At 62.3% G+C, this 26,329-nt stretch carries 25 protein-coding genes; 7 read left to right on the forward strand and 18 right to left on the reverse strand.

What is annotated here, in order from left to right; all coding sequences use genetic code 11:
- Positions 1 to 33: 33 nt before the first annotated feature.
- The 3 genes from HNP00_RS19350 to HNP00_RS19360 form a co-directional block, all read right to left on the reverse strand.
- Positions 34 to 3,108, reverse strand: a complete 3,075-nt coding sequence (locus HNP00_RS19350) for a S8 family serine peptidase (protein ID WP_311770622.1) — start codon at positions 3,106 to 3,108, stop codon at positions 34 to 36.
- Positions 3,109 to 3,478: 370 nt separating this feature from the next.
- Positions 3,479 to 3,769, reverse strand: a complete 291-nt coding sequence (locus tag HNP00_RS19355; RefSeq protein WP_184741346.1) for a DUF1540 domain-containing protein — start codon at positions 3,767 to 3,769, stop codon at positions 3,479 to 3,481.
- A 145-nt stretch (positions 3,770 to 3,914) separates the two neighbouring features.
- Positions 3,915 to 4,100 (reverse strand): hypothetical protein, encoded by a 186-nt coding sequence (locus HNP00_RS19360; protein WP_184741347.1) that lies wholly within the window; start codon positions 4,098 to 4,100, stop codon positions 3,915 to 3,917.
- 341 nt (positions 4,101 to 4,441) lie between these two features.
- On the opposite strand from HNP00_RS19360, the gene purS reads away from it, so the two are divergent.
- From purS to purL, 3 genes are read left to right on the forward strand one after another with little or no spacing between them, the layout of a single operon-like run.
- Positions 4,442 to 4,693, forward strand: a complete 252-nt coding sequence (purS, locus tag HNP00_RS19365) for a phosphoribosylformylglycinamidine synthase subunit PurS (RefSeq protein ID WP_028265707.1) — start codon at positions 4,442 to 4,444, stop codon at positions 4,691 to 4,693.
- 1 nt (position 4,694) lies between these two features.
- The gene (gene purQ, locus HNP00_RS19370) at positions 4,695 to 5,450 is read left to right on the forward strand and encodes a phosphoribosylformylglycinamidine synthase subunit PurQ (RefSeq protein ID WP_184741348.1); all 756 of its coding nucleotides are present in this window, start codon (positions 4,695 to 4,697) and stop codon (positions 5,448 to 5,450) included.
- Positions 5,447 to 7,765 (forward strand): phosphoribosylformylglycinamidine synthase subunit PurL, encoded by a 2,319-nt coding sequence (purL, locus tag HNP00_RS19375; RefSeq protein WP_184741349.1) that lies wholly within the window; start codon positions 5,447 to 5,449, stop codon positions 7,763 to 7,765. The genes purQ and purL overlap by 4 nt, the downstream gene beginning before the upstream one ends.
- A 74-nt stretch (positions 7,766 to 7,839) precedes the next feature.
- Here purL and HNP00_RS19380 read toward each other — a convergent pair whose 3' ends face one another.
- Both HNP00_RS19380 and HNP00_RS19385 read right to left on the reverse strand, forming a co-directional pair.
- Positions 7,840 to 8,784: a hypothetical protein gene (locus HNP00_RS19380; protein ID WP_260405071.1), complete on the reverse strand. Its 945-nt coding sequence runs from the start codon at positions 8,782 to 8,784 to the stop codon at positions 7,840 to 7,842.
- A 124-nt stretch (positions 8,785 to 8,908) separates the two neighbouring features.
- Positions 8,909 to 9,202 carry a DUF503 domain-containing protein gene (locus HNP00_RS19385; protein WP_184741350.1) on the reverse strand — a complete coding sequence of 98 codons (294 nt, stop codon included), beginning with the start codon at positions 9,200 to 9,202 and terminating at the stop codon, positions 8,909 to 8,911.
- An 81-nt stretch (positions 9,203 to 9,283) separates the two neighbouring features.
- Between HNP00_RS19385 and HNP00_RS19390 the strand changes: the two genes are divergently transcribed.
- Positions 9,284 to 10,141 (forward strand): DUF1206 domain-containing protein, encoded by an 858-nt coding sequence (locus HNP00_RS19390; RefSeq protein ID WP_184741351.1) that lies wholly within the window; start codon positions 9,284 to 9,286, stop codon positions 10,139 to 10,141.
- A gap of 101 nt (positions 10,142 to 10,242) precedes the next feature.
- Here HNP00_RS19390 and HNP00_RS19395 read toward each other — a convergent pair whose 3' ends face one another.
- From HNP00_RS19395 to HNP00_RS19440, 10 genes are all read right to left on the reverse strand, one after another.
- Complete coding sequence (locus tag HNP00_RS19395) at positions 10,243 to 11,136, reverse strand: carbohydrate ABC transporter permease (RefSeq protein WP_184741352.1); 894 nt, start codon at positions 11,134 to 11,136, stop codon at positions 10,243 to 10,245.
- Positions 11,136 to 12,149 (reverse strand): sugar ABC transporter permease, encoded by a 1,014-nt coding sequence (locus tag HNP00_RS19400; protein ID WP_311770623.1) that lies wholly within the window; start codon positions 12,147 to 12,149, stop codon positions 11,136 to 11,138. Before HNP00_RS19400 ends, HNP00_RS19395 begins: the two co-directional genes overlap by 1 nt.
- Positions 12,150 to 12,154: 5 nt before the next feature.
- Positions 12,155 to 13,564 (reverse strand): N-acetylglucosamine/diacetylchitobiose ABC transporter substrate-binding protein, encoded by a 1,410-nt coding sequence (ngcE, locus tag HNP00_RS19405; protein WP_184741354.1) that lies wholly within the window; start codon positions 13,562 to 13,564, stop codon positions 12,155 to 12,157.
- Between the two features lie 210 nt (positions 13,565 to 13,774).
- Positions 13,775 to 14,404, reverse strand: a complete 630-nt coding sequence (locus HNP00_RS19410) for a hypothetical protein (protein WP_184741355.1) — start codon at positions 14,402 to 14,404, stop codon at positions 13,775 to 13,777.
- A gap of 82 nt (positions 14,405 to 14,486) precedes the next feature.
- On the reverse strand, positions 14,487 to 14,888 hold the full coding sequence (locus tag HNP00_RS19415; protein WP_184741356.1) for an MmcQ/YjbR family DNA-binding protein: 402 nt from the start codon (positions 14,886 to 14,888) through the stop codon (positions 14,487 to 14,489).
- Positions 14,889 to 14,914: 26 nt separating this feature from the next.
- Positions 14,915 to 15,763 (reverse strand): polysaccharide deacetylase family protein, encoded by an 849-nt coding sequence (locus HNP00_RS19420; protein ID WP_184741357.1) that lies wholly within the window; start codon positions 15,761 to 15,763, stop codon positions 14,915 to 14,917.
- 71 nt (positions 15,764 to 15,834) lie between these two features.
- On the reverse strand, positions 15,835 to 16,257 hold the full coding sequence (locus HNP00_RS19425; RefSeq protein WP_184741358.1) for a CoA-binding protein: 423 nt from the start codon (positions 16,255 to 16,257) through the stop codon (positions 15,835 to 15,837).
- A 72-nt stretch (positions 16,258 to 16,329) separates the two neighbouring features.
- A complete protein-coding gene (locus tag HNP00_RS19430; protein WP_184741359.1) occupies positions 16,330 to 17,217 on the reverse strand; it encodes a hypothetical protein in 888 nt (295 codons plus the stop codon).
- Positions 17,214 to 17,768: an RNA polymerase sigma factor gene (locus HNP00_RS19435; RefSeq protein ID WP_184741360.1), complete on the reverse strand. Its 555-nt coding sequence runs from the start codon at positions 17,766 to 17,768 to the stop codon at positions 17,214 to 17,216. Before HNP00_RS19435 ends, HNP00_RS19430 begins: the two co-directional genes overlap by 4 nt.
- A gap of 892 nt (positions 17,769 to 18,660) precedes the next feature.
- Positions 18,661 to 19,950, reverse strand: a complete 1,290-nt coding sequence (locus tag HNP00_RS19440) for an adenylosuccinate synthase (RefSeq protein WP_184741361.1) — start codon at positions 19,948 to 19,950, stop codon at positions 18,661 to 18,663.
- Between the two features lie 399 nt (positions 19,951 to 20,349).
- Between HNP00_RS19440 and HNP00_RS19445 the strand changes: the two genes are divergently transcribed.
- Together HNP00_RS19445 and HNP00_RS19450 are read left to right on the forward strand one after the other, a co-directional pair.
- Positions 20,350 to 22,047 (forward strand): phospholipase C, encoded by a 1,698-nt coding sequence (locus tag HNP00_RS19445; RefSeq protein WP_184741362.1) that lies wholly within the window; start codon positions 20,350 to 20,352, stop codon positions 22,045 to 22,047.
- 255 nt (positions 22,048 to 22,302) lie between these two features.
- Entirely contained in the window at positions 22,303 to 22,935 is a 633-nt protein-coding gene (locus HNP00_RS19450) for a uracil-DNA glycosylase (protein ID WP_184741363.1), read from the forward strand.
- A gap of 144 nt (positions 22,936 to 23,079) precedes the next feature.
- On the opposite strand, the gene HNP00_RS19455 is transcribed toward HNP00_RS19450, so the two are convergent.
- From HNP00_RS19455 to HNP00_RS19465, 3 genes are all read right to left on the reverse strand, one after another.
- On the reverse strand, positions 23,080 to 23,499 hold the full coding sequence (locus HNP00_RS19455) for a DUF3151 domain-containing protein (protein ID WP_184741364.1): 420 nt from the start codon (positions 23,497 to 23,499) through the stop codon (positions 23,080 to 23,082).
- On the reverse strand, positions 23,499 to 24,590 hold the full coding sequence (gene fbaA, locus HNP00_RS19460; RefSeq protein WP_260405074.1) for a class II fructose-bisphosphate aldolase: 1,092 nt from the start codon (positions 24,588 to 24,590) through the stop codon (positions 23,499 to 23,501). Before fbaA ends, HNP00_RS19455 begins: the two co-directional genes overlap by 1 nt.
- An 80-nt stretch (positions 24,591 to 24,670) precedes the next feature.
- Positions 24,671 to 25,306 carry a TrmH family RNA methyltransferase gene (locus tag HNP00_RS19465; protein WP_184741432.1) on the reverse strand — a complete coding sequence of 212 codons (636 nt, stop codon included), beginning with the start codon at positions 25,304 to 25,306 and terminating at the stop codon, positions 24,671 to 24,673.
- Between the two features lie 187 nt (positions 25,307 to 25,493).
- On the opposite strand from HNP00_RS19465, the gene HNP00_RS19470 reads away from it, so the two are divergent.
- A complete protein-coding gene (locus HNP00_RS19470) occupies positions 25,494 to 26,324 on the forward strand; it encodes an HAD-IIA family hydrolase (RefSeq protein WP_184741366.1) in 831 nt (276 codons plus the stop codon).
- Positions 26,325 to 26,329 lie beyond the last annotated feature (5 nt).

Raw genomic sequence — 26,329 nt, forward strand, 5'->3', positions numbered from 1 at the left:
ATCAAGCAGATGTGTCAGAGCATCATTGCCGCATCAACGGGCGTTATTCGACTGATCCTCGTCCTCATTCCGCAGCTTGCTCTTGCCGTGCTCGCCCTCTTGATCATCCTTCGGCACCACGGATACGGTGCCATTCGTCGAGACCAGGACGGACACGAAGGTGGGTGCGCTGGTGCCGGCAAACGTCAGCCGACCGATGTAGGAGCCAGGGGTCAAATCGCTCCAGGCAAAGGAGAGTTTCCCGGCCTTGCCGTTTCGCAGCTGGATCGGGTTAGGCGTGACCGTGGGCTTGCCCAGTTTCGCGTCGAGGATGGCGGCATCAACGGTGGCCTTGGTGGGCCGGTTGTTGGGGCTGGCATACAGGTTCGCGATGATGGTGTACGTCCCGGGCTCCGGGTTGTCGAGGGAGAGCGATTCACTGGCACTGGGTGTGGCAGCGGTCAGCAGCTGATGCGAGGGTGAAATCACATAGAGATCAAAATCCGCGGTGGGATCGGAGGAGATCACCGAGAACTTCGCGAATGGAGTTCCAGGGACAACCTTGGCGGTCGTGACGAAGTTCGAGGCGTCGCTTTGCATAGCCACAGGACCTGGAATAAGCTCGGCGGCCGAGGAATCGGCCTTCGAGAGACCGTCAATGGTCACAGCCGTGGGTGAGTCGGTACCGGAGATGATGTTGATGTCGGCGGAACCACTCGCTTGCTGGGACGTGAAGCCGACGCTCTTGGAGGCCAGCACCGACTGCGGACGGACCGCAATCGGAGAGACCACCGACTTGTTGGCGCCTTCCCACTTCAGCGAACCCATGGCGAATGTACCCAGGGCTGCACTCTTGTTTTCGAAGGTCACTTTGAAGGTCTTCTTCTGGCCGACCGAGTTGAAATTCAGCACGGATGGCGTGACCTTGACGTCAACGCCAGGGACATTGACCGTGGCCCGGTACAGGCCCGGGGTCAAGGCCGTGACAGTACGCGTGACCTCGATCTTGCCTGCCAGGTTTCCGAGGGCGAACGACGGAAGGTTCATGTCGCGCGGCAGGGTGGAACCAAGGCCCGGTATGCCGAGATCGACGCCGGTGCCCTGGATGAACTTCAGGTAGTCCTCGGTTCCGGCGTCGTAAACGAGGCCTGGATCCAGCACGCTGGCCGGGTTCATCTCTCCTGCGCCAGTAGCGAAGACATCCCGGTTCTTGGTTCCATCGGCCAGCTTGACGTCACTCGCCGTCGTCATCATGGCTGATTTGACTGCGGCCGGGGACCACGTGGGATTCTTCGCCAGGATCAAAGCTCCGAAACCTGCGATGTGCGGGGACGCCATGGACGTACCGGACATGAATCCGTACTCATCACCCTTGCTGCCAATGGGCGAAACCCCGGCCAGGACAGCAACGCCGGGAGCCGAAACGTCCGGTTTGAGTAGATCCGAATCGGTGGCGAGGAGCGGGCCGCGGGAGGAGAATCCGGCGATCTGCGGCTGCGCCTCGAGCGGAAGCCCGGTGGTGTCATGGTCAACCAGGGAAACAGTAATTCCAGGGTTGGCCGCAACCTTGTCCTTGATGGCCTGCGAGGCCGGCGGATTCACGTGGACGGTGGGCACTGCGTGCTTGTCCGTGTCCAAGGAGGAACTGGTGAGGTTCACGAGGATCATGCCCACACCGCCGCCACGGAGCACCTCGGCGCTCTTGGCGACGCGGTCAACCACGCCACGGTCACACACCACTACCTTGCCCGCGATCTTCGCCGGGTCCAGGGAACCCGGCGCACAGAGTGCGGCGTTACCGGTGCCTGAGGGAGCATTTGCGGAGAGCACGACGTCGGCCCCGCTCACCTGGTGGTTCATGATGCTGGCTCCGCGGAACTTGCTGCCGTCGGAGAATTCAACCGTTCCCTGCAGCTCCTGGGAGAAGGAAGAAGCGGCAACCGTGGTCATCCAGGGCGCGCCGTGGTTGACCGTGCTGGCTTGCGGCCCGGAGTTGCCTGCTGAGGCGGCGACAAAGATGCCGGCCGAAGCGGCAGAGAGGAACGCCAGCGAGACGGGATCGGTGGTGGTGTCCGTAGCGCCGGAGATGGAGTAGTTGAGAACGTCCACGCCGTCTGCAATGGCCTGATCAATGGCAGCAATGGCCGCGGAGCTGTAGCAGCCTCCCGTGTTGGGGTCGGTGTCTTCCCAGCAGATCTTGTAGATGGAGAGCTTGGCGGCCGGTGCAATGCCGCTCGTCTTGCCAAAGCTGCGGCCGCCCACGAACGTCTCCACACCGGGATTGCCCGCGGCAGTGCTAGCCGTGTGCGTACCGTGGCTCACGACGTCGATGGGCGAGATCTGTTCCTGAAGTGCCCGTTGAGCTGGCGGAACCGTTTGCAGGAAGGCATCGGCGAAGTAGTGGGCGCTGAGCACCTTGGAATTGCAGGCGCTGCCGTCAAAGGCTGCTCCGGTGTCGGTGCCCTTCTGGCATTCGCCCACGAAGGTGTCTCCGTTGGCCTTCAGCATGGCGATCTTGCCGTCACTCGTGCGGTACGGGACCCCTACCTGGGGGTCCCCTACCAGTGGCTGGACGGGATCACCGGCGAAGAACTTGCTCGTGGGCGTGTAGCCCGTGTCGATCACACCGACCACCGTGCCCTTGCCGGCCTGGTCCTGGCCACCGAACTGGGTATTCCACAGTCCGTCGGGTCCGCTGAGCTTGAGGAAATCCGTGGTGGAGTAGTCAGGAGCCGACTGGGTGTCCGGAGCTACAAGGAGGACCTGGGGGTCCTTCGCGAGATTGACAGCCTGGTTCGCGGAAAGGGTGGCGCTGAAGCCATTGATGGCTGTGGTGTAGTCGCGATTGATACTCACGTTCTGCTGCTTGGCCACTTCCTGCTGCTTCTGCTGCAAGTGGGCCTGATACTGCTTCACTTCGGCCTTGCCGACGTCGAGCTTCTTGCCCGCTTGCGGTTTGGTGGCCACATAACCGGGCGTTCCGCCGTCGTAAGTGGCTGCTGGCTTCTCTGCCAGCACCACGACGTAACGGCCGTCCTGATAAGACGTGGGGTCCACATTCCGGGCAACCGCTAATCCGGCGGCGGTTGATCCGGAAGCGGGAGCGGCTTGAGCGGGTGTCAACGCCACGGAGGAGAGCAGAACCGGTAATCCGACGGCTAACGCCGCAGCTTTTCGAAGCCCCCCGCTTCCAATGAAGCTCTTTCCTTGTGAATTCACGAGTGATTGCACCTTTCCGGGCGATCGTGGTGGTCATGTCAAGATCAATCAACTGTGGGTGGACACCGATTGACAGTTCTTGTAATCAGGTAAAGTCCAGCCGATTCATAGAGTACAGAGCGATAGCCGAATATGACATAGGACACATTTCGCGTCTTTTGTCATGTCATTTGGCATCAGAATACATCTGCACACAGCAGCGGGCACGCCCCTGTCGGGAGGGACGTGCCCGCTGTGCGGATATTCAGATAAAAATGACGAAGGCGGCGTGGAGGAAGCCTCAGGCGTGTTCGTAGGTCAAGCAATCAGCCGCCTCGGCGCCGGGGCCGATCCGGACGTCGTGGGCCTCGCACATGAGGTTGTTGTTGTGCGTGCATTCCGAGCGCTGGCAGGCACCAACATGCGCCAAGACCTTGGGGAGCCCTCCCATGAGCGTAGTGTCAATGAAGGTGGCACAGGATGCGTGGTCCGCGGTTCCGCCAATCGTGATCCCGAAGGCGGTACAGCCATGATGGTTGAAGCCGCAGCTGCCAACGCTGCATGCGGACACTTCGGCGACGTGTTCGGTCATTGCTCCTCCTGCTTGGATGCGGAAATTCCTCGACGGCAATTCCAAGCTACTCCCGAATACACGCCTTGAACCCGGAAGATTAGCGCATTTGTGCGTACCCTATTGCGCCCTATTGCGCCGGTGTCGTGTCAGCGGACGGGCCGCGCTAAGACGGGATCCCCCGCAGGGCGTCGCTGATTCTGGCCCTTGTTGAAGCATCCGGCGGGACCGAAATGCGGTTTTCCCGGGCAGCCCGGTCTGCCATGATCCTTTGGAAAACCATCCTCCCCAGGCCGGCAAACACAGCGGCAAGGACCACGGGCAAAACCATCGACTTAGCGTTCTCAGCCATGCGGCAATCCTAATGACGCAAACCACCCCCGGCCAGAGCCGCCGTCGTTCAGTGCCCGGAGCCACCGTCGGGCATTGACAAACTCCCGACGACGGCGGGCTGCCGCCGCCAATTGGCGCGGCTTGCGGGGCCTCTTCACCGATCTCCCGCAAATAGGGTATGTGGCTATTTGGCCGGTAGAATGGGCATGCAAGCTCGCGGAGCGCCCCCCTTATTCCGTAAGACACTGCATCCAAACACTGTCGTGAACTCTGTTGGATGCGGTTCCGGCGTGAGACGGCACCACTCCGCGGCAGCCTTTAACCAAGGTTTAACCAACGCTCACGCACAGGAGTTACCGGATGCCCCGGATCGTCGTCGACGTCATGCCCAAGCCCGAGATTCTGGACCCGCAGGGGAAGGCCATCGTGGGCGCGCTGCCACGCCTCGGCTTCACCAGCTTTAGCGCAGTCCGCCAGGGCAAGCGCTTCGAACTGACCGTCGATGGCGAGGTGACCGACGCCATCCTCGCCCAGGCCCGCGAAGCCGCCGAGACCCTCCTGTCCAACCCGGTGATCGAAGACGTCGTCAACGTCGAGGTCGTCGAGGCCTGACATGACTGAACTTCCTTTGATCGGCGGAGCCCCTGTGGCCGTCGAACCCCAATTGAGCGGGGCCAAGATCGGCGTCGTCACCTTCCCCGGAACGCTCGACGACCGCGACGCCGCCCGTGCGGTACGCATGGCAGGCGGCACCGCCGTCGCACTATGGCATGCCGACACTCACCTGGCCGACGTGGACGCCGTCGTCATCCCGGGCGGTTTCTCCTACGGTGACTACCTGCGTGCCGGCGCGATTTCGCGCTTCGCTCCGCTGATGTCCCGCATCATCGATGCTGCCAACAGCGACGCCAAGCTGCCCGTGTTGGGTATTTGCAATGGCTTCCAGATCCTGACCGAGTCGCACCTGCTCCCCGGCTCCATGATCAAGAACGACCACTTGAAGTTCTTGTGCCGCGACCAGGTACTGCGCGTGGAGAACAACACCACCTTCTGGACCTCGGACTACGAGGCCGGCCAGGAAATCACGGTTCCACTGAAGAACCAGGACGGCCAGTACATCGCCGACGAGAAGACCCTGGACGCCCTTGAGGCCGAGGATCGCGTGGTGTTCCGCTACGTCGGTTGGAATCCGAACGGCTCCCGCCGCGACATCGCCGGCATCAGCAACGCCGCTGGCAACGTGGTGGGCCTCATGCCGCACCCGGAGCACGCGGTAGAGCCCGGATTCGGTCCGGAGTCCAACGCCGGCACGGATGGCTTGGGCTTCTTCACCTCCGTCCTGAACAAGATCGTGGGAGGCACACAGTGACTACCTCTGCTGAAACCGTTGGCAAGAAGTTCAACATCGACACCGTCGAGAACGCGGCGAAGACCCCGGACACCGAACTCCCCTGGGCCGAACTCGGCCTGAAGGAGAACGAGTTCGACGAGGTCGTGAAGGTCCTGGGCCGCCGCCCCACCGGCGCCGAGCTCGCCATGTACTCCGTCATGTGGAGCGAGCACTGCTCCTACAAGTCCTCGAAGAACCACCTGCGCCAGTTCGGCGAAAAGGTGACCGAGGAGATGAAGAAGGACATGCTGGTGGGCATCGGCGAAAACGCCGGCGTCACCAACCTGGGCGACGGCTGGGCCGTGACGTTCAAGATCGAGTCCCACAACTCGCCGTCGTTCGTGGAGCCCTACCAGGGTGCCGCAACCGGCATTGGCGGCATTGTCCGCGACATCATCTCCATGGGCGCCCGCCCGGTGGCCGTGATGGATCCGCTGCGTTTCGGTGCGATCGACCACCCGGACACGGCCCGCGTCATGCACGGCGCCGTGGCCGGCATCGGTGGCTACGGCAACTCGCTTGGCCTGCCGAACATCGGCGGCGAAATGGTGTTCGACTCCGTGTACCAGGGCAACCCGCTGGTCAACGCACTGGCAGTCGGCGTCATGCGCCACGAGGACATCCGCCTGGCCAACGCCTCCGGCAAGGGCAACAAGGTTGTGTTGTTCGGTGCACGCACCGGTGGCGACGGCATTGGCGGCGCCTCGGTGCTGGCTTCGGAGTCCTTCGATGACACCAAGCCTTCCAAGCGCCCCGCTGTCCAGGTTGGCGACCCGTTCGCAGAAAAGGTGCTCATCGAGTGCTGCCTGGAACTCTTCAAGGGTTCGCTGGTTGAGGGTATCCAGGACCTCGGCGCCGCGGGCATCTCCTGTGCAACGTCTGAACTCGCTTCCAACGGCGACGGCGGCATGCAGGTTGAACTGACCTCGGTGCTGCTGCGCGACCCCACACTGACCCCGGGCGAAATCCTGATGTCCGAGTCGCAGGAACGCATGATGGCTGTGGTCACGCCCGAGAACATTGCCGCTTTCGAAGCGGTCATGGACAAGTGGGCGGTGGAATACTCCTGGCTGGGCGAGGTGACCGATACCGGCCGCCTGATCATCACGTGGGAAGGCGAAGTCATTGTCGACGTCGACCCGCGCACCGTTGCCCACGACGGTCCGGTCTACGACCGCCCGTTCGCACGCCCCTCATGGCAGGATTCCGTGCAGGCCGATACCTTCACGGGTTCCGTGCAGGACGCCGGCCGTCCCTCGTCCTCCGGGGAACTGGCCGCCGCCATCACAGAGCTCATTGCTTCGCCGAACATGTGCAGCAAGGCCTGGATCACCAAGCAGTACGACCGCTACGTCGGCGGCAACACCGCCATGGCGTTCCCGGACGACGCCGGAGTGGTCCGCGTGGACGAGGAAACCGGCCTTGGCGTGGCCCTGGCCACCGACGCCAACGGCCGCTACACCTACCTCGATCCGTACCACGGCGCGCAGCTGGCACTGGCCGAGGCGTACCGCAACGTCGCCACCTCCGGCGCGGTCCCGATGGCTGTCAGCGACTGCCTGAACTTCGGCTCCCCCGAGGACCCCGATGTCATGTGGCAACTGGCCGAGGCCATTCGTGGCCTGTCCGACGCCTGCATGGAGCTCGGTGTCCCGGTCACTGGCGGCAACGTCTCGCTGTACAACCAGACAGGTACCGTCCCGATCCACCCCTCGCCGGTGGTGGCAGTGCTGGGCAAGCTCGACGACGTCGCGCGCCGCACCCCGTCCGGCTGGAAGGAAGACGGCCAGGCCATCTACCTGCTAGGCACCACGGCTGCGGAGCTGGACGGTTCGGAGTGGTCCAACCTGCGCGGACACCTCGGTGGTTTGCCGCCGAAGGTTGACCTGTCCATCGAGCGCCAGCTGGGCGAAATCCTCATCAACGCTTCGCGGGATGGCATGATCGACGCCGCACACGACCTCTCCGAGGGCGGCCTCGCTGCCGCACTGGTGGAGTCCTCGCTGCGTTACGGCGTCGGCGCCCGGATTGCGCTGGAGGAACTCGTGGAGCGCGACGGCGTGGACCTGTTCACGGCGCTGTTCTCCGAGTCACAGGGCCGGGCAATCGTGTCCGTTCCGCGCTCCGAGGAAGTCCGCTTCAAGGACATGTGCACCGCCCGCGGCTTCGCCCACCTCCGGATCGGCGTCGTCGACGCCGCCGGCGGCAAGCTGGAGATCAACGGCGTGGACGAGCTGTCCCTGGACGCTCTTAACGAAGCCCACGAGGCCACCCTGCCGAAGTACTTCGGCTAGCCCTCCGAGATTCATCGATTGCTCCGTAACTGCCGTTTTGAACCTTCAGAAGGGCAGTTACGGAGCAATCGTTTTTAAGAACGGGTAGGACGCCAACCGGCCTGGATCAGTGCGGTCCGGACCTTCGCCACGGCCGACTTGGCATCGTTCACCATGTGGCGCTTTGAGATCCGGACCTCCGTCCAGCCCAACGCCTCATACCGTTCCGAGCGGCTAATGTCCCGTACCACCTGTGCTTCGTTGCCGTGATTCTCGCCTTCGTACTCGATGCCGATCCTGTACTTTTTGTACGACAAGTCAGGCTGCAGGAACCTCCCGCCGTCCCCGGCCTCAACCGGCACGTTGAGTTCGGGATCCGGCAAACCTGCCCTGACAATGGCTAGCCGGAGCAATGACTCCTGCGGAGAATCGGAGCCCATGCGGATCAGTCGGATCGCTTCCTTGGCTTTGCGCAGGCCGCGCTTGCCTTTGTGGCGATCAATCATCCGCTGAAGATCCGCGAGAGTGCACAGCGGCGCGTGTCGCCCTTCGAATTCAACCCGTGGCATCCGCACACAGCTGTCCCCCATCACCACCAACTCGTCCACGGTCACCATCTCGGCCATGTCCAGCCAAGTGCGCTCCACGGTGGTGACAAGGACGCCATCAACCGTCGTGACCTCGTCCTCATAGAGCTTCATGCGATGGACGACGACGTGTGGACGGTTGAGATGGGCAGCACCCTCCGGTCTGATCACGTGGAACATCCGGGTTGACTCCTTCTGGCGACGTCGCGGCAGGTCAAGAAGCTCTGCCGCGGTGAGGTGGGACGCGGCGCATCGCTCATTGACCTCGACGAAAGGGCGCACGCGGACGTACAAGGGGAGTTCCGCCGTCGGGCTCTCCGAACGGATCCCCTTGCCGAGTCTGTTCAGAGAGCCGTGCCGCAGACGCCTAGGGCTGACACCCTCCCGCGCCGCCTCGGAAATAGTGAACGGCCGAGTCTGGAGACTCAACGGGAGGCGACGCGGGGTTTTCATGGCCCCATCAGAACAGAAAAGAGCCCGCCCCCGCAGAAGTTATCCACAGCCTCCATCGATTGCTCCAGAACGGTCGTTTTGGGCCTTCAAAACGACCGTTGCTCAGCAATCGATGCAAAAGGGGTCAGTCCTCGCTATGGAGGTCCCGGCGTCGGGCACTCAGCAGCTCCAGTTCCGGGCGGGCGGCAACAAAGCGTTCGACGGCGTCGAGCACCTCCACGAGATGCGCCCGGTCCGGGGCTACCGCCGCTGCACCGATGAGAGCTCGGCGATGTTGGTCCAGGTGGCCGGTTTCGGCGGCGGAGACCTCGAATCGGCGCTTCAGCTCGGCGATAAGCGGACGCACGAGGGAGCGTTTCTCCTTCAAGCTGAATACCTCACCGAGGAGGATGTCGAACTCGATCCAAGCGATCCACATGCGCCCATGGTATCGACTAGCCGCCCTCCCTCCCTTCCGGAGGCTCACGGTGGCAAGATAAAGGCAGGCCGAAGGAGATCCGTGGGCAAAGACGATGATGCGAACAAGGCTGGCAACGCGGTGTCCCAGGGTGCCGAATCGGTGGGGGACGCCGTCGATGATGCCAAGGATTCACCGGCCGTCCGGGCAGTGGCGCGGGCGGGCTTCGTCGCCCTAGGGCTGATTCACCTCTTGGTCGGGTTCATTGCCTTGCGGATCGCGTTGGGCGAATCCGGGCAAGCCGACCAAAGCGGAGCGGTGGCCCAGATGGCTGCCACGCCTGGCGGCGTCGTCCTCCTGTGGGCAGGCCTGGTGGCATGCGCAGTCTTAGCGCTCTACATGGCGAGCGACGCGGTCATGGGGTGGAGCGGACGCAGTGCTTCCAAGAAGTTGCAAAAGAGGCTCAAGGCGGCCGGGCAGGCGATCGTCTTTGCTGCGGCCGCTGTGACCTTCGGCAGTTTTGCGCTCAGCCGTCCGAGCAATAGCAGTGAGAAATCCCGGACGGCCAGCGCAGACCTCATGTCCAGTACCCCGGGCACTGTGCTTTTGGTGATCATCGGGGCGGCGTTGCTGGCAACTGCTGGCACCTACGTCTTCTTGGGGATCACGCGCAGGTACGAAAAGAACCTGCGCGGAAAACCGTGCGGGCCTTTGGGGGATGCCTTCACTGTGCTGGGCGTGGTGGGCTATTGCGCGAAAGGGGTCGCGCTCGGCGCCGTCGGACTGCTCGTCCTGATCGCCACGGCCGCGCACGACCCATCCCAACAAGGCGGCCTCGACGCGGCGCTCAAGGCCTTCCTGCAACAACCCTTCGGCGGATGGGTGCTGGTGTTCGTAAGCCTCGGACTCATGGCTTACGGGATCTTCTCCCTGTTCCGCTCCCGTTACCAGCGGCTCTGATGGCGCCCCGCGCCTAGAGGCGCCACCGCTGAGGAAAACCACGACGGCGGTCCCCACCAAAGGTGAGAACCGCCGTCGGGCGCTTATTTAGCTTGGTCGTGCTACTTGGACGTACCCTGCGACACGGAGCCTTGAAGCTGACGCTGGAAGATGACGTAGACGATCAGCACGGGAACCACGGTAACCGTGACGGCAGCGAACAAAGCGCCGAAGTCCACTGCATAGCCCATCTGGCCTGCGAAGGCAGCAAGCCCTTGGGACAGAACGCGCGGTCCGGCTGCGTTGATCGCTACCGGAATCAGGAACTGGTTCCACAAGCCCAGGAAGTTGAAGATGGCCACGGAAGCGAGACCTGGCTTGGCCATCGGCAACATGACCTGGAAGAACGTCCGCCACTCCCCCGCTCCGTCCAAGGAAGCCGCCTCACCGATTTCGAAGGGCAAGGATTTGAAGAAGGAGAAAAGGAAGAACACTGTGAAGGGCAAAGCGAAGCCGACGTACACAAGAATGAGGCCCGGCAAGGTATTGAGCAGGCCGAGGTTCTTCATGATGAAGAACAGCGGAACCATGGCCAAGAAGATCGGGAAGGTCAGCCCGGCCAACATGAGGTAGTAGATGGCCCTGCTGCCCGGGAAGGTGTAGCGCGCCAGGACGTAGGCGCACATGGCGCCCAGTACCATGACGATCACCAAGGCCGATCCCACCACAATGACCGAGTTCAGGAAGTAGCTTCCAATGCCGGCTTCGGACCAGGCTCGGAGGTAGTTGTCGAATCGCCACTGCGAGGGCAAGGCGAACGGAGAGGCGAAGATCTCGCTCGACGTCTTGAAGGAAGACATGAAAGTCCAGAGCAAGGGCAGGATCACAATGAGCGACCAGATGGTGAGCGCTGTGTGCGAAACGGCACCCACCACTTTGTCGCTGGTGGTGGTGGCCGACTTGCTCGGGTTGAAGTGCAGCGAGGTGCGCTGCTCCGAGGCGAGTTTGCTAGTCATTAGTTGGACACATCCTTGTCGCCGCCAGTGAGCCTGTTCACCAGGAACACGATGCCCGAGAAGATCAGGGTGGCTATGGCCAGCACAACGCCCATGGCGCTAGCCAGGCCGAACTGGCTCTTGGTGAAAGCAGTAAAGAAGAGCTGCTGGGCCATCACCAGCGTGGAGTTGTCCGGACCACCGCCGGGATTCAGCGCAGCCATGTAGACAAAGGCATCCAGGGCCAGGATGCCCATGTAGATGTAGGCGGTCTGGATGTTGTCGCGGATCAGCGGGATAGTGATGGACACGGCAGTACGGAACCGCCCTGCGCCGTCAATCCTCGCCGCTTCGAAGGTTTCGGCCGGAATGCCTTTGATGCCTGCGACGAACAGCACCATGTAGAAGCCGACGAAACCCCACACGATAACGAACATCGTGGCGATCATGGCGGTGCTCTTGTCACCCAGCCAGGCATAGGACTTGAACTGGTCAAGCCCCAAGGAGGTCAGCATGCCATTCAACAGACCGCCGGAAGGATCGTAGATCTGGCCCCACATGATGCCGATGGCAATCGCCGGGATCGTGTAGGGGAAGAAGGACACGACCCGGTAGAAGCTGGAATTCCTCAGGCCTTTGATCTGGCCTTTGCTGCTCCCGCCCACCGTCACCAAGGTCGCCAGCACCAGGCTGAGGATGATGGTGATGATCGGCAGGAAGATCACCAGGAGGATGTTGTTGCCCAAGGCCTTCATGAAGATGTCGTCCGTGAAGATCTTGCGATAGTTCTCTAGGCCGATGAAGTTCATCTTGGACGAGAACCCGGACCAGTCGGTCATGGAGTAGTAGAACGCCTGCGCGAAGGGCGAAATCACAAACACAATGTAGATGGCCAGCGGAAGGCCAAGGAACACTCCAAAGAAGCTGACCTTGTCCCACGTCAGGGGCTTGCGCCTCCGCCTGACCACCGGTGGAGCACTTTCCGGAACGACGGCGGTGGGGCCGACGTCGTTCCGGCTCGTTCGGGTTTTCACTGGAGTCACTTCACTTCAATCTTCGTCACCGAACTGTCGTTGCGGACCTTGTCGGTGATCTTCTGCAGGGCCGACGTCAGGGTGGCGACGTCGGACTTTCCGTCCAGGAAGGTGTTCCAGACAACCAACTGGTCCTTGTTCATCCCGTAGAGGTCAACAAAGTTCCACGTGAAGATGTTCGATCCGGCCGCATTGAGAAGGGTGGTCTGGGAAACCAGGGCAGTGGAGCCGAAGCCATCGGCGGGAACGGTGTCCTTGACGATGGTTGGGGCGAGCTTGGTCTTGGCAAAGTTGGTGGCAGCATCCTTGGAGAGCATGACACGCAGCAATTCCTTGCCGCCAGCAACGTTCTTGCCCTGGGAAGGAACAATGAAGGGCTCGCCGGAAGCGCTGTGCATTGCCTCGTAAGGAAGTTTGGATCCCGAGGTCACGGTGGGAATCGGAACGCCGGTCATCTTGAATCCGGACTTGGTCTGGTCCTTCATCTCGTTTTCGATCCACGAGCCGGACGGGTAGAACACGGCTTCCTGGGCGTTGCTCCACTGTGCCTGTGCTGCCGTGAACTGCGTACCCGAGCCACCTGGCTTGAAGTGGCCCGCCTTGACGATCTTGTCCAAGGCCTTGAAGACGCTCTGGATGGCCGGGTGGGACCAGGCGTCCGCCTTCAGGTTTTCAAGGCCGAGGCGAACGTCGTGGCCGCCTTCCTTGATGGCGGAAGCAATCGCCATTTCCTGGTAGTAAGTGGCTGCTTCCTTGCCCCAGACGAACAGGTACTTGCCTTTCGCCTTGGCTTGCTCGCCGAGGGCGTACATGTCGTCCCAGGTCTTCGGCACGGTCCAACCATTGTCCTTGAGGAATGAATCCGAGTACCACATGGCGTAAACGGTCAGCACGTAGTTCAAGGCGGCCAGCTTGCCGTCGAAAGTACCCGGGGCGAGCACGCCGCCGTAGAGGGTGTCCTTGATGACCTTGCCCTCGAGGTTCTTGGCATTAATGACGCTTGTGAGGTCTTCAAGCTGCGGCAGGATGGCACTGAAGCCGATTGCCTTGGCACCGGAGTTATCGATCAAGTCCGGCGGGTTGCCTCCAACGAATCGCGGCTGGAGTTCCTGCGCGATGTCCGTGGAGGGAGCAATCTTGGCGGTGGAACCCGAATGTGCGCTTTCGAAGGCCTTGCCCGCGAAGTCGACGTAGTCGATTCCGTAACCGCCCTTGAAGATCACCGCGTCAACGGTGGACTTGTCTGCCATACCGAATGGGTTGGCATCTGAAACGGTCCCCGTAGGACCGGTGGATCCTCCGCCGCCACCGGCTGCGCAGGAGGCCACCGAGCCGGCCAACGGCACAAGCACGGCCGCGGCAAGCGCGCCGCGGAGGAAACCACGACGTGCAAAGGACTGCTGCTGAACGTTCATCCTAAAACCCTCCAGAGACTCGTAGTACCGAACTCTGACGGCGCCTCGGCCGGCAGTCGATCGGTCCGGGCACCGCCGCTGCGACGCGCCCTTCGTGTGACATACTTCACCACGAATGATTGAAAAGCAATATTTGAGGGCAGTTTCAATCAACTTTTGTCAAAATGTGATCTGACGAGACTGCCGCTCCGGAGGGGTCATTCGGCCTGTTTAGCCCCGTAAATTCAAGGATTTTGCACACTCAGCAACGGCCTCGCGGGCCAATCGCCGCTGTTGCTCGGTTCCTACCCGCTCAGCCCACTGCTCCGCGAGCTGGAACTCCACCATTGCCTCGGTGCGGCGACCGTCGTCGTACATCGCCCAACCGAGGTTGTTGTGCAGGGAAACCATCCACCGTTTGGTGCGGGGATGCTCGACGGCGGAGGCGTACTCGAGCGCACTGCGCGTCCATGATTCCTGGTGTCCGGAGTCCGCAATAGCGAGCATGTGAAGCGCGTCGACGGCGAGGAAATCTTCGCCTAAGAGGTCCGCCAATTCGGCCGCCTGCTCAAAGAGCGGAACCGCCATGGCCGGGTGGCCCGCGGAGTTGAGCAAGCGCCCACGTTCCAGGAGAATCCGCACCGCAAGGGTCGGCTCCTCTTCGGCGTCGATCCCGTCCAGGAGGGCATCCGCCTCCTCGAAGCGGCCCTGCAAACCGATGGCCCGGCCCAATTGGGTGGCGAGCTCGGCCCGTTCAAAAGCATCGTAGGCAGGATCCTCCATGGCTTCGCGAAAGCGGGCTTCCGACAGCGCGGGGTCCTCAAAAGCCCACAGCTCATCGAGGGTCTCTTGTTCAAGCATCTGGCTCCTCTTGATTGCTTCGGGGCGTTGGAAGGTGCGGTGCAATGACAATCTAGCCGAAGCAGTGGACAGGGTCCGCGTGTCACTCCTTCGCGAGGCGAGCCCAGCCCAACTGTTCCTGCTGCTTGCGGCTCAATGACGAAACTACTAAGTCATAGGAGTCCTCCACCATGTCCCGGACCATGGTGTCCGGCAGTGCGCCGTCCAGCCGCACGCCATTCCAGTGCGTCTTGTTCATATGCCAGGCGCCAGTGATTTCCGGATGGGCCGCCCGCAATTGCACAGCCAGGGCAGGATCGCATTTGAGGCTCACCGCCAGGTTATGGTCGTCCATGGCGGAGGCCGCGAACATTTTGCCCTCCTGCTTGGCTCCCCCGGACACGGCGGAACGGACTTTGAAAACCGACGTTTCCGGGCCGAAGGGAAAGTCCTCAAAAACCCCGGGGAAGCCCAGGCAGATTCGGCGAAGGGTAGCAGCATCCATGCACTGAGACTAACGGAGACCCAGCCTCACGCAACGCCCAGGAAGTCCTCCAGGAGCACCACTTCCAGTCCGGCGGCGAGTTGCGCGGAACGGAATGCCGCAAAATCGGCCGCGAATTCGGGGCGGAAGTGCATCAGGACGATGTCGCCAGGACGTAGCGAATTTCCGTATTGGTAGTCCATGCGCCCGGCATTTGCCTTGACCTCCCAGGTAATGATCGCTTTCAGGCCCGCGGCAGCCACTGCCTGCCTCATGGTGGTGGAGTAGCCACCCCCAGGTGGCCTGAACAGGGTGGGCCTGCGGCCGTACTGCTGGACGGCAAAATCCTGCATGCCCGCGATGTCATCCAATTGCCGCTGGTAACCCCACTGTGTGGCCATGTTGACGTTGTGGCTCACCGTATGGTTTTCGACCAAGCTCCCCTGCGCCATGAACGCCTTGAAGAACCCGGGGTTGTCGCGGACCGTGTTGCTCGTCAGGAACAGTGTGGCCGGGTAGTCATTCTCCGCGAGGAGGCGGACGCTTTCCGGGGACTTGACCACTCCGTCATCGATCGTCAGGAACACCACGGGATGTTTGGTGGGGATTTTGGTGATCACAGGAGCCAGCCCGCCTTGGATAGGCGGCAGGGCAAAGTCAGGGACAAAGGAGCGCCGGAGCCGCTTGGGGAGCCCCGGGCTAGGCGTGGGGCCCGATGCGATGCTTGGCGATCCCGACGACGACGGCGCGGCGCCCGCACTGCCGGGAGCCGCCGTCGGGCTTTCTCCGGACAGGTTTCCGGGAGCAGCGCAAGCTCCGAGCCCTGCCACGAGGGATGCCCCAAGGAGGCCGAGCGCAGTACGTCGGCTGGCAGTGGAGGGATGGTCGTCGCACATTGGGTTCCCTGGTTTCGAATTCGGGTGATTGCCCCCGGAGTGTAACAGCGGCCGGTTAACAGAAGGCGCCACTAGTTGTCGCTTCGCCAGCCCATCTGCGCCGGGCAAGCGTTCATCACGACGTCCAGGCCCGCCTTCTTAGCCCGCTCCGCCGCATCCTCGTCAATCACGCCGAGCTGGAGCCACACTGCTTTCGCTCCCACCGCAATTGCTTCGTCCACCACGCCGCCAACGCGCGAGGAATTCACAAAGCAGTCGACGACGTCGATGGGCTGTTCGAGGGGCACGTCGGCAAGGAACTTGTAGCCGGTTTCGCCGTGGACGTCTTCGCCTTTTTGGTTGATCGGGACGATCTCCATGCCCATGGTGTCGCGAATGTAGAGAGCCACTTCGAACGCGGAGCGCCACTCATTCGTGCTGAGTCCCACGATTGCCCAGCGGCCCTTTGTTCGCATAAGCCGGTCGATGACTGCCGGATCGTTGACATGTGTCATACCCCAAGCCTACTACCGTGGTTTTGCGGGTCACTTGGCCGAATTATTGACTGGGATTCGTGCCAGGCGATGTTAGCGGGCCAGTCCGAAGAGCCAGCGCAGGGACGCTCCTTGGGACTTTCCCGAGGGGTCGGCCTTGCTGTCCTGGAGGACCTGTTGCAGTCCATCCTGGAACTCCTTGCTGCTCCATTTCGGCAAGGTGTCCGTTGCCTGCTTGAGTACGCCTTGGGAATCCGTCTTGGGCTCGGTGTGCGCTGTCTTCGGTACTCCGGGCCGCCCCACGGTCCCCTGCTTTGGTGAATCCTTCATTTCGGCGGGATCCGTGGGCGACGGCACCACGTCCGGGGAAGGCTCAACCGCAGGCGGCGGGGCTGCTTCGGGGACAGGCGCGATGACCGGTTCCGGTGCTACGGCAGGAGCAGGCAGATCGACAGGCGCCGGGTGGGTGGTGACCTTCGGGGAATCGCCGGCCGGGGCTGGAGGTACCAGCGACGGCGGAGCAGTGGTCCAGCCCGGCGCCCAGTCGGAGATCAGCGACTGCATGAAATCGGGAGTGCCCTTGCTAAATCCGGAACTCGAGGCCGCAACGCCCCCGATGCCCAAGCCCATGGCGGTCAGGACCGCGGCACCAATGACGGCAGGGCGGTGTTTGCGCAGCTGACGACGCTTGCCGAGCTCATCGAGGGGATATTCTTCCGCAGGGTCGGCAGTGGCCGCCCCGGTTCCGGCCGCCCCGGTTCCGGCCGCCAGGCCAACTCCGGCAACGGGGCCAACTCCCACGGCGGTACCGGCCAGGAGCGCAGCAAGCGCCTGGCCGGGGATCGGCGCGGGCATGGACGCGAACGATTCCAGCGCCTTCAAGGAGTCCGTGAGCGCGGGAGCGTCCGCCAGTCCAGCCTCAAGCAGGAGCTCGTGGATGATCGCGTCGCGGTCAATGTCCTTGCAATCCCAACGCATCATGGGGCCACGTATTCCTTTACTACCGAGTGCTCGCGGAGTGCATTCAACGCCCGGCGCTGCAGTTGCTTGACCGCGCCTTGGCTTTTCCCCATGATTTCGGCGGCCTGTTCCACTGTCAGACCAGCAACGATCCGAAGTGACAGGACTTCCCGCTGGTCTTCCCGAAGGAGGCCCAGCAGGCCCATGACTTCCCGGGGCGAAACACGGTCCATCGCTTCGGCTTCCGCCGAACTCGACTGGCGAGCGTCACGCTCAGGTTCAAACTCGTGGTGCTCCGGGGCCCTGCTTTGCCGACGATGGTCATCCACCATCCGGGCGTGGGCTACCGAAAATACAAATGTCCGCAGACCACTGACGCCGCCGGTGATGGTCTCAACACGCGGCAGGACCGCAAGAAAGACGTCCTGGGTGACAGCTTCAGGATCCGAGACGCCTTTTGCTGTCAGGTAGCCGAGCACCTGGCCCGCGAAGGCTTGGTACACGGCACTGAACAGTTCAGCTTCCCGGTCCTGCAGGGCGCGCAAGGCTGCATCGGTCAAGACGTCGGTCACAGAAGCGTGGCTTTCGTTGGGGAGCAAATGTCCGGATTGAAACGAGATCCTTGTTGCCGCCGAAATGCCGCACGGCCGGACAACCTCACCTAGCTTAACCGCTGCTCCCATGAAGCCCAAGGACCGGCTTTCCGTTCCGGAGGCTCGCCTCTCCCGGACTGTGTACATCCACGAAACCCTTCAGACATGAAAAGGGCCGAGCTGAAACCTGATGGGGGACAAATTTCAGCTCGGCCTTTCAAAGAGGTAATCGTCGGGGCACCCCAAAGGGTTACGCGTATTCCAAAAGTTTTTTTCGAGCCCGTTTTTGGCGTTGATCAAGGCCTAAGGTTGGGTGGAACCCAGCTTTACTTCACCCATATCAACAACGTGCCCAGTACCTTTGGAGTGTCGGTTGCCCATTGTTAAGTCAGCACGCTCGCGAGGCGCACGCACTGTGACCCTGACCGTGTCCGTGTGTCTCGCAGGGACGCTCCTCAGCTGCGGTCGGAACGATCAAAACGCACTCGGACCATACCCGGATTCCACCCCGACCAGCACGAACGCCGGGATGCCCATCGAGACCGGCCCCGAGGATGGCTCGCCAATTCTGCCATGGACCCTGAATCGAATCGATGATACGGACAATCGGGTGTACTTAACAACCTCAAATTTCGAGTGCAGCGCTCCCAACCGGGCAAGAATCGCCGAAACCGCAGAGACCATCACGATCACCATCCTTGGCACACCCAACAAGGGTCCTTGCACTCAACAGCTGAACACCCTCATCACGTTTGTCCAGCTCAAGTCATCGATCGGAAGCAGGAAGATATTGGGTTCCAAATAGCTTCAACGCACGACGGCGAGCCGCCCCCTGAAAGGGCGACCCGCCGTCGTGATTTGGCTTTGGTGTCTAATCCTCGATCAGATCGTGCACCACGATCGTCTGGTCCCGGTCCGGCCCGACGCCGATCGCGGAGAAGCGCGTGCCGGAGAGCTTCTCAAGGGCCAGCACATAATTGCGTGCGTTCTCGGGGAGGTCTTCCAGGGTCTTGGCGCCGGTGATGTCCTCGGTCCAACCGTCGAAGTACTCGAAGATCGGCACGGCGTGGTGGAACTCGGTCTGGGTCATTGGCATTTCGTCGTGGCGGACGCCGTCGACGTCGTAGGCCACGCAGACGGGGATCTGCTCGATGCCGGTGAGCACGTCCAGCTTGGTGACGAAGTAGTCCGTGAAGCCGTTGACGCGGGAAGCATGGCGCGCCAGAACGGCGTCGTACCAACCGCAGCGGCGCGGACGGCCGGTGTTCACGCCAAACTCGCCACCGGTCTTCTGCAGGTACATGCCCATCTCGTCGAAGAGCTCCGTGGGGAACGGACCGGCGCCCACACGGGTGGTGTAGGCCTTGATGATGCCGATGGAGCGCGAGATCCGGGTGGGTCCGATGCCCGAGCCGACGGACGCGCCGCCAGCAGTCGGGTTGGAGGAGGTCACAAACGGGTAGGTGCCGTGGTCGACGTCCAGGAACGTGGCCTGGCCGCCTTCCATGAGGACCACCTTGCCCTCGTCCAGAGCGTTGTTGAGGACCAGGGTGCTGTCAATGACCAGCGGCCGCAGGCGCTCGGCGTAGGACAGGAAATACTCCACGATCTCGTCTACCACCACGTTGCGGCGGTTGTAGACCTTGACCAAGAGCTCGTTCTTTTGGCGCAGCGAGCCTTCCACCTTCTGGCGGAGAATCGATTCGTCGAAGACGTCCTGGACGCGAATGCCCAAGCGGGCCACCTTGTCCATGTAGGCCGGGCCGATTCCACGGCCTGTGGTGCCAATGGCTCGGCTGCCGAGGAAGCGCTCCGTGACCTTGTCCAACACTTGATGGTACGGCGCTACGAGGTGGGCATTGGCTGAGACGCGCAAACGGGACGTGTCCGCGCCGCGGGCTTCCAGTCCATCGATCTCCTGGAACAGCGCCTCGAGGTTCACCACGCAGCCGTTGCCGATGATCGGAATCGCGTTCGGGCTCAGAATGCCGGCAGGAAGGAGCTTGAGCTCATACTTCTCACCGCCCACCACAACGGTGTGCCCGGCGTTGTTGCCGCCGTTGGGCTTGACCACGTAGTCAACGCGGCCACCGAGCAGGTCGGTTGCTTTGCCTTTGCCTTCGTCGCCCCATTGGGCTCCGACGATCACGATAGCTGGCATGGGATCCTCCCCCATTCTTTCGGGCCGGTCCTGGCGGGGTCACCAAGGCTCAGCGCCGTACATGAGAACGCCCCGAATCTTTCGGCCCTGCCTGCAGACTTTCGCAAAAGTTCACCGGCGGGATCAGCAAGAGTTCCGGGGCTCTTACCAGCCAAGTTTAGCCGATGCGGCTCTTGGACCTGTTGTCACACGGTCGGAGGGGACATGAATACGGCTTCGACCGTCCCGCAAGAGGTCGCTAGCGGAACGTGAACACTTCCCAAACAGTCCGTGCTGGACCTCCAAATCCGCGTTTGTGCCGAAGCTCGAGGGATACATTACTTTGTGCGTCTTCACCCCCAACCAACCCCGACAGCCGGATATCCGGCCGGGCGCTGCCCGTGACCTGAAGGGAACTCCATGAAAATTCCAAACAAGCGCTTTTTGCTGGCGAGCGGGGCGACGGCCCTCGCCGCATCCACGATCGCCGCCGGCATGATCGGGTTCGGCATGACGCCCGCCTCGGCCTCGTCCAATGACGACCATAAAGGAACCGCGACGCCCATCAAGCACGTTGTGGTGATTTTCGGCGAGAACGTCTCCTTCGACCACTACTTCGCGACGTACCCCCAGGCCGCAAACACCGCGGGCGAAACCCAGCAAGGCAGTGGCGCAGCGGCTCCGACGTTCACGGCGGCCAAGAACACCCCCAAGAACATCGCCACCCTCGCCCACGACAAGTTGCTGGCACCTAACAACCCCAACTCGGCCCAGCCCCAGCGGCTGACGCCAGGCCAGGCAATCACCTGCGACCAGGACCACGAGTACACCGCGGAGCAGAAGGCCTACAACGGTGGCCTGATGAACAAGTTCGTCGAGAACACCAGCATGGATACCTGCTCGGGTGGCCAGTTCGGCCGCCCTGGGCTCACCATGGACTACTACGACGGCAACACGGTCACAGGAATCTGGAACTACGCCCAGAACTTCGCCATGAGCGATTCCCACTTCAGCACCGTCTTCGGCCCGTCCAGCCCCGGCGCGCTCAACTTGGTGTCTGGCCAAACCCACGGCGTCACGGAGTTCACTGCGGACGGACAGCCGGTCAAGCCCGCAAGCAGCGACTATACGGTCAAGTTCCCCGACGCCAACGGCGTAGGCACCATGACGGAGGACCCGGATCCGGTCTATGACGACTGCTCCAACAAGAGCCATGCAAGCAAGAACAACCTCGCCGGCATGCAGGGCAAGAACATCGGTGACCTGCTGAACGACAAGGGAGTCAGCTGGGGCTGGTTCCAGGGCGGCTTTGCCCCGACGACGGCGGCGACGGCCACCACTCCGGCGGCCTGCATAGCCACTCACACCAACATTGCAGGCGCCACCGTGACGGACTACAACCCGCACCACCAACCGTTCCAGTACTACAAGTCAACGTCCAACCCGCACCACCTTGCTCCGGCCAGCGTGGACGAGATCGGACACAACGGTCAGGCCAACCACCAGTACGACACCACGGACTTCGCCAAGGTGGTCAACTCGGACAACATGCCTGCCGTCTCCTTCCTGAAGGCGGGAAACTACCAGGACGGCCACGCTGGCTACTCCGACCCCCTGGACGAGCAGAAGTTCATCACGCAACAGGTGAACGCCATCCAGAACTCGAAGAACTGGGAAAACACTGCCATCGTCCTGGCCTACGATGACTCGGACGGCTGGTACGACCACGTCGCTGCCGGTGTGAAGAACTCCTCGAACACCACTGACGACGCCGCATGGTGCCTCAACGCATACAACAAGGGTGTGCCTATGGCCGGAGGCTATGCCGACCGTTGCGGCCCCGGCCCCCGCCAGCCGCTTGTGGTGATTTCCCCCTTCGCCAAGAAGAACTTCGTGGACCACACCCAGACGGACCAGGCTTCTATCCTTCGCTTCATCGAGGACAACTGGCGCACGGGCCAGATTGGCGACTCGTCGGCAGACGCCAAAGCCGGATCCATCAACGCGATGTTCAACTTTGACAACGTGCGGGACGTCAAGTTCATCCTGAATGAATCGAACGGTACGGTGGTTTCCCGCACCAAGGAAAACCACGACCAGAACGACAACAAGCAGTAACAGGCGTTTCGAAAACGGCACGGTCTCGAGCTCATCGAGGCGGTGCCGTTTCAGTTAACCCGGCCGCAGCTAAACGGTCGCGCCGCTTGCCGCCGTCGAGAGTCCCACCACAGAAGTCCCGATTCACCCCACAGCTCACCGCCGTTCCGGTAGAGTTAACCAGCCCCCAACACAGCACCCAACCCCGACCGGTCGCGGCCAACCGTTCCCGGCCGGATAAGTGCGCCTCGCTACACGTAGGAGACCAAAGCCCATATGCAAGACCTGGCGACTGATTCACTCGAAGAGCAGCTCTGGAACCGACGTTTCGAACCCCACATCGCCGAGGTCACGGGGCTTTGCGATTCCCTCAAAGAACAGAAGCCGGGCAGCGAAGTCCTCTACGTGGACCCCGCCCACAGCGTTGACGAATGCCGCATCATCAGCCTTTTCTCCAACACCCGCACCACGGAGGGCTCGGGCTTCATTGTCCCGGGTGACGCAGAAGCCACCAGCCGCATGGTGGGCATGCAGTGGCAGTTGGGCCTGCGTCCGGAACTCATGATGCCGTGGAACGTGTACCCGTGGATCGAACCGGACGGAGAGCCGGGCAAGCTGACTCCCGCCGACATCACCGAAGGCCTCAAGCCGCTCCTGCGTTTGCTCGCGATCGTGCCGCGCACCTCCGTGCTGGTAGCCCACGGCAATGAAGCCCACCGCTTGGCAGACCAGCTCATGAAGGCCGCCCCGCAGAGCATCCACCGCCGCGGCTTCAAGACGTTCAAGGTCCGCTCCCTGGGTGGGCGCTCTTTCGCGGGCTCCCCTACGCGCCAGCAGGAGTACCTGGACCTCATCCATGGCGCTTACGCCGAGGCGATGGCCCGGACCGGCCTCACCCCCGTCTCCTAGGACCCGCAATCCCAACTGACTCGCAGTTAATGTCGTTATGAGGCGTCTAAACGACGTTAACTGCGAGTCAGTTGGGCGAGGAAAGCGCGACGGCGGCCGCCCCACCTTACGTGGGCGGCCGCCGTCGGCGTCTTCTCAGCTTTTCTAGCCTTCGATCGCTGCCTTCGCAGCAGGATCGGAGTCGTTCAGGAACTTCTCGATCCGCTCCGGTTCCTCGGCTTCGCCAATGGCGGCGGATGCCCGGCCGAGGGAGTACAGAGCGCGCAGGAATCCCCTGTTGGGCTCGTGCTCCCACGGGATGGGCCCGACGCCGCGCCAACCGTTGCGGCGCAGCGAATCCAGTCCACGGTGGTAACCCACACGCGAATACGCGTACGAATCGATGGTTCGTCCTTCAGCCCAGGCTTCCTCGGCCAGGATCGCCCACAGCAACGAAGACGTGGGGTACTTGGCTACGAGATCCAGGGCCTCCTGCCCCAACGCAAGGTGCTGGTACACCTCGGTCTCGGGAGGGAGGAGCGTCGGCTCCGGGCCCATCAGGTTCTTGCGGAATTCGTCGGACATTAGAAGGTCTTGCCGACCGAACCGAGCTGCTTGGCGGCTTCCACGATCCGGGCAGCCATGCCGGCCTCGGCGGAGGCTCCCCAGACGCGGGGGTCGTAGGTCTTCTTGTTGCCCATTTCGCCGTCGACCTTCAGGACGCCGTCGTAGTTCGAGAACATGTGACCGGCAACCGGGCGGGTAAACGCGTATTGGGTGTCGGTGTCGATGTTCATCTTGATGACACCGTAGGAAACAGCATCCGCGATTTCCTGCTCGGTGGAGCCGGAGCCGCCGTGGAAGACGAGGTCGAACGGGTTGGTCTTGCCGATCTTCGCACCGACCTCGGCCTGGATCTGCTTGAGCAGTTCGGGGCGGAGCTTGACGTTGCCCGGCTTGTACACGCCGTGGACGTTACCGAAGGTCAGGGCCGTCAGGTAGCGGCCGTTCTCGCCGGCGCCGAGGGCCTCGATGGTGGCGAGGGCGTCTGCAGTGGTGGTGTACAGCTTCTCGTTGATCTCGTTCTCGACGCCGTCTTCCTCGCCGCCAACCGTGCCGATTTCAACCTCGAGGATGATCTTGGCGGCAGCTGCGCGCTCCAAGAGTTCGCGACCGATGCGCAAGTTGTCTTCCAACGTCTCGTGCGAGCCGTCCCACATGTGCGAGTTGAAGATGGGGTCCTTGCCGGCCTTGACGGCTTCCTCGGAAGCAGCCAGCAGCGGGAGCACGAAGTCCGCGAGCTTGTCCTGCGGGCAGTGGTCCGTGTGCAGGGCGATGTTCACGTTGTAGTTCTTGGCGACCTCGCGGGCGAAAGCCGCGAAGCCCAGGGAGCCGGCAACCATGTCCTTGACGGATGCGCCGGACCAGTAGGCCGCACCACCGGTGGAGACCTGGATGATGCCGTCCGATTCGGCCTCGGCAAAGCCGCGGATGGCGGCGTTCAGGGTCTGCGACGAGGTGACGTTCACTGCCGGGAACGCATATCCACCGGCCTTCGCGCGGTCGATCATCTCGGAGTAAATCTCTGGGGTTGCGATGGGCATGCTGACTCCTATGCTGATTTTCGTCCGTGGGTTTTGTTGACCCTGGAGTAGACCTATACGGCTAGACACCATCCTAGCGACTGAAGAATCCGGCACCGTGTTTCCGGTCACGGAGACGGGTAACACTTGCGGACCGTCTGTAAGAAAAGGCGTCAGGAGACCCGCTGCCCGAAGTTGTGCCGACGAATCCAGGCGTGCATCGCGATTGCCGCAGCCGACGCCGCATTCATCGAGCGAGTAGAACCGTACTGCTCGATCGACAGGGTGGCAACGGCGGCGTCGTGCACCTCGGGCGTCAATCCGGGGCCTTCCTGTCCGAACACGAGCACGCAGTTGCGCGGAAGGTCGTAGGTTTCCAGCGGCACGGAATCCGGGAAAATGTCGATGCCGATGATCGCCAACCCCTCCCCCTGCGCCCACGCCACGAAGTCCTCCACAGTGGGGTGGTGGCGGACGTGCTGGTAGCGGTCGGTGACCATGGCCCCGCGACGGTTCCACCGGCGTCGTCCGATGATGTGGACCTCTTTGGCGAGGAACGCGTTGGCGGTGCGCACCACGGTGCCGATGTTCAGGTCGTGCTGCCAATTCTCAATGGCGATGTGGAAATCGTGCCGGTGGGCGTCCAGATCCGCCACGATCGCTTCGTGCTTCCAGTACCGGTATTTGTCCACCACGTTGCGGCGGTCGCCGTCCGCCAGGAGGTCCGGATCCCATTGCTCGCCTTCCGGCCAATCACCTTCCCAGGGCCCGACGCCGACCTCCGGCTTCGCGTCTAGCTCACGGTCGATAGACGAGACAGCAGTGGTATCGGTAGGGGCTGGGTTCTGGGGCCGGTCAGTCACTCCTCAACCCTAGCCCGGGCAGTACCGCCTGCGGCGCCGAAACCCAGTGCCGTAACGCTGGACACCCGGGTGTCTCAAGAACCGAAAGATGAAAGACTTGGGACGAGAACCAGCCAATACGCGGAGGAAAAGCATGGAGAACGAAACCGAGGCCCCGGAGAGCTCATCCCTCTACCGCAACGGACACGAGATTGAATGCTGGCTCACCGACATGGACGGAGTGCTGGTTCACGAGAACCAGGCGGTTCCCGGAGCGGCCGAACTAATCCAACGCTGGGTGGATACCTCCAAGCGATTCCTCGTGCTCACCAACAACTCCATCTTCACGCCGAGGGACTTGGCGGCCCGCCTGAGCTCCTCGGGCTTGGAAATCCCGGAGGAGAACATTTGGACTTCGGCGCTTGCCACGGCACAGTTCCTGAAGGACCAGGTGCGGGGCTCGGACTCCGGGAACCGCGCCTACACCATCGGTGAGGCAGGGCTCACGACGGCGCTCCACGAGGCGGGCTTCATCCTCACCGACCAGAACCCGGACTTCGTGGTGCTCGGTGAAACCCGCACGTACTCTTTCGAAGCAATCACCATGGCCATCCGGCTGATCCTCGCCGGAGCCCGCTTCATTGCCACCAACCCGGATGCCACGGGCCCGTCGAAAGACGGTCCGATGCCCGCCACCGGCGCCATCGCAGCGCTGATCTCCAAAGCCACCGGCCGCGAGCCCTACATTGTGGGCAAGCCAAACCCCATGATGTTCCGTTCGGCGATGAACCAGATCGACGCGCATTCCGAGACCACCGCCATGATCGGTGACCGCATGGACACGGACATCATCGCCGGCATGGAGGCCGGGCTGCACACCGTCCTGGTGCTTAGCGGCATCACCCAACGCGAGGACATCGCTGCTTTCCCGTTCAGGCCGAACCAAGTCCTGAACTCAGTGGCCGATCTCAAGAACCAGATCTAAGGTCG

The organism is Arthrobacter sp. AZCC_0090 (assembly GCF_014207375.1).
In the GTDB taxonomy this organism is placed as follows: Bacteria; Actinomycetota; Actinomycetes; order Actinomycetales; family Micrococcaceae; genus Arthrobacter.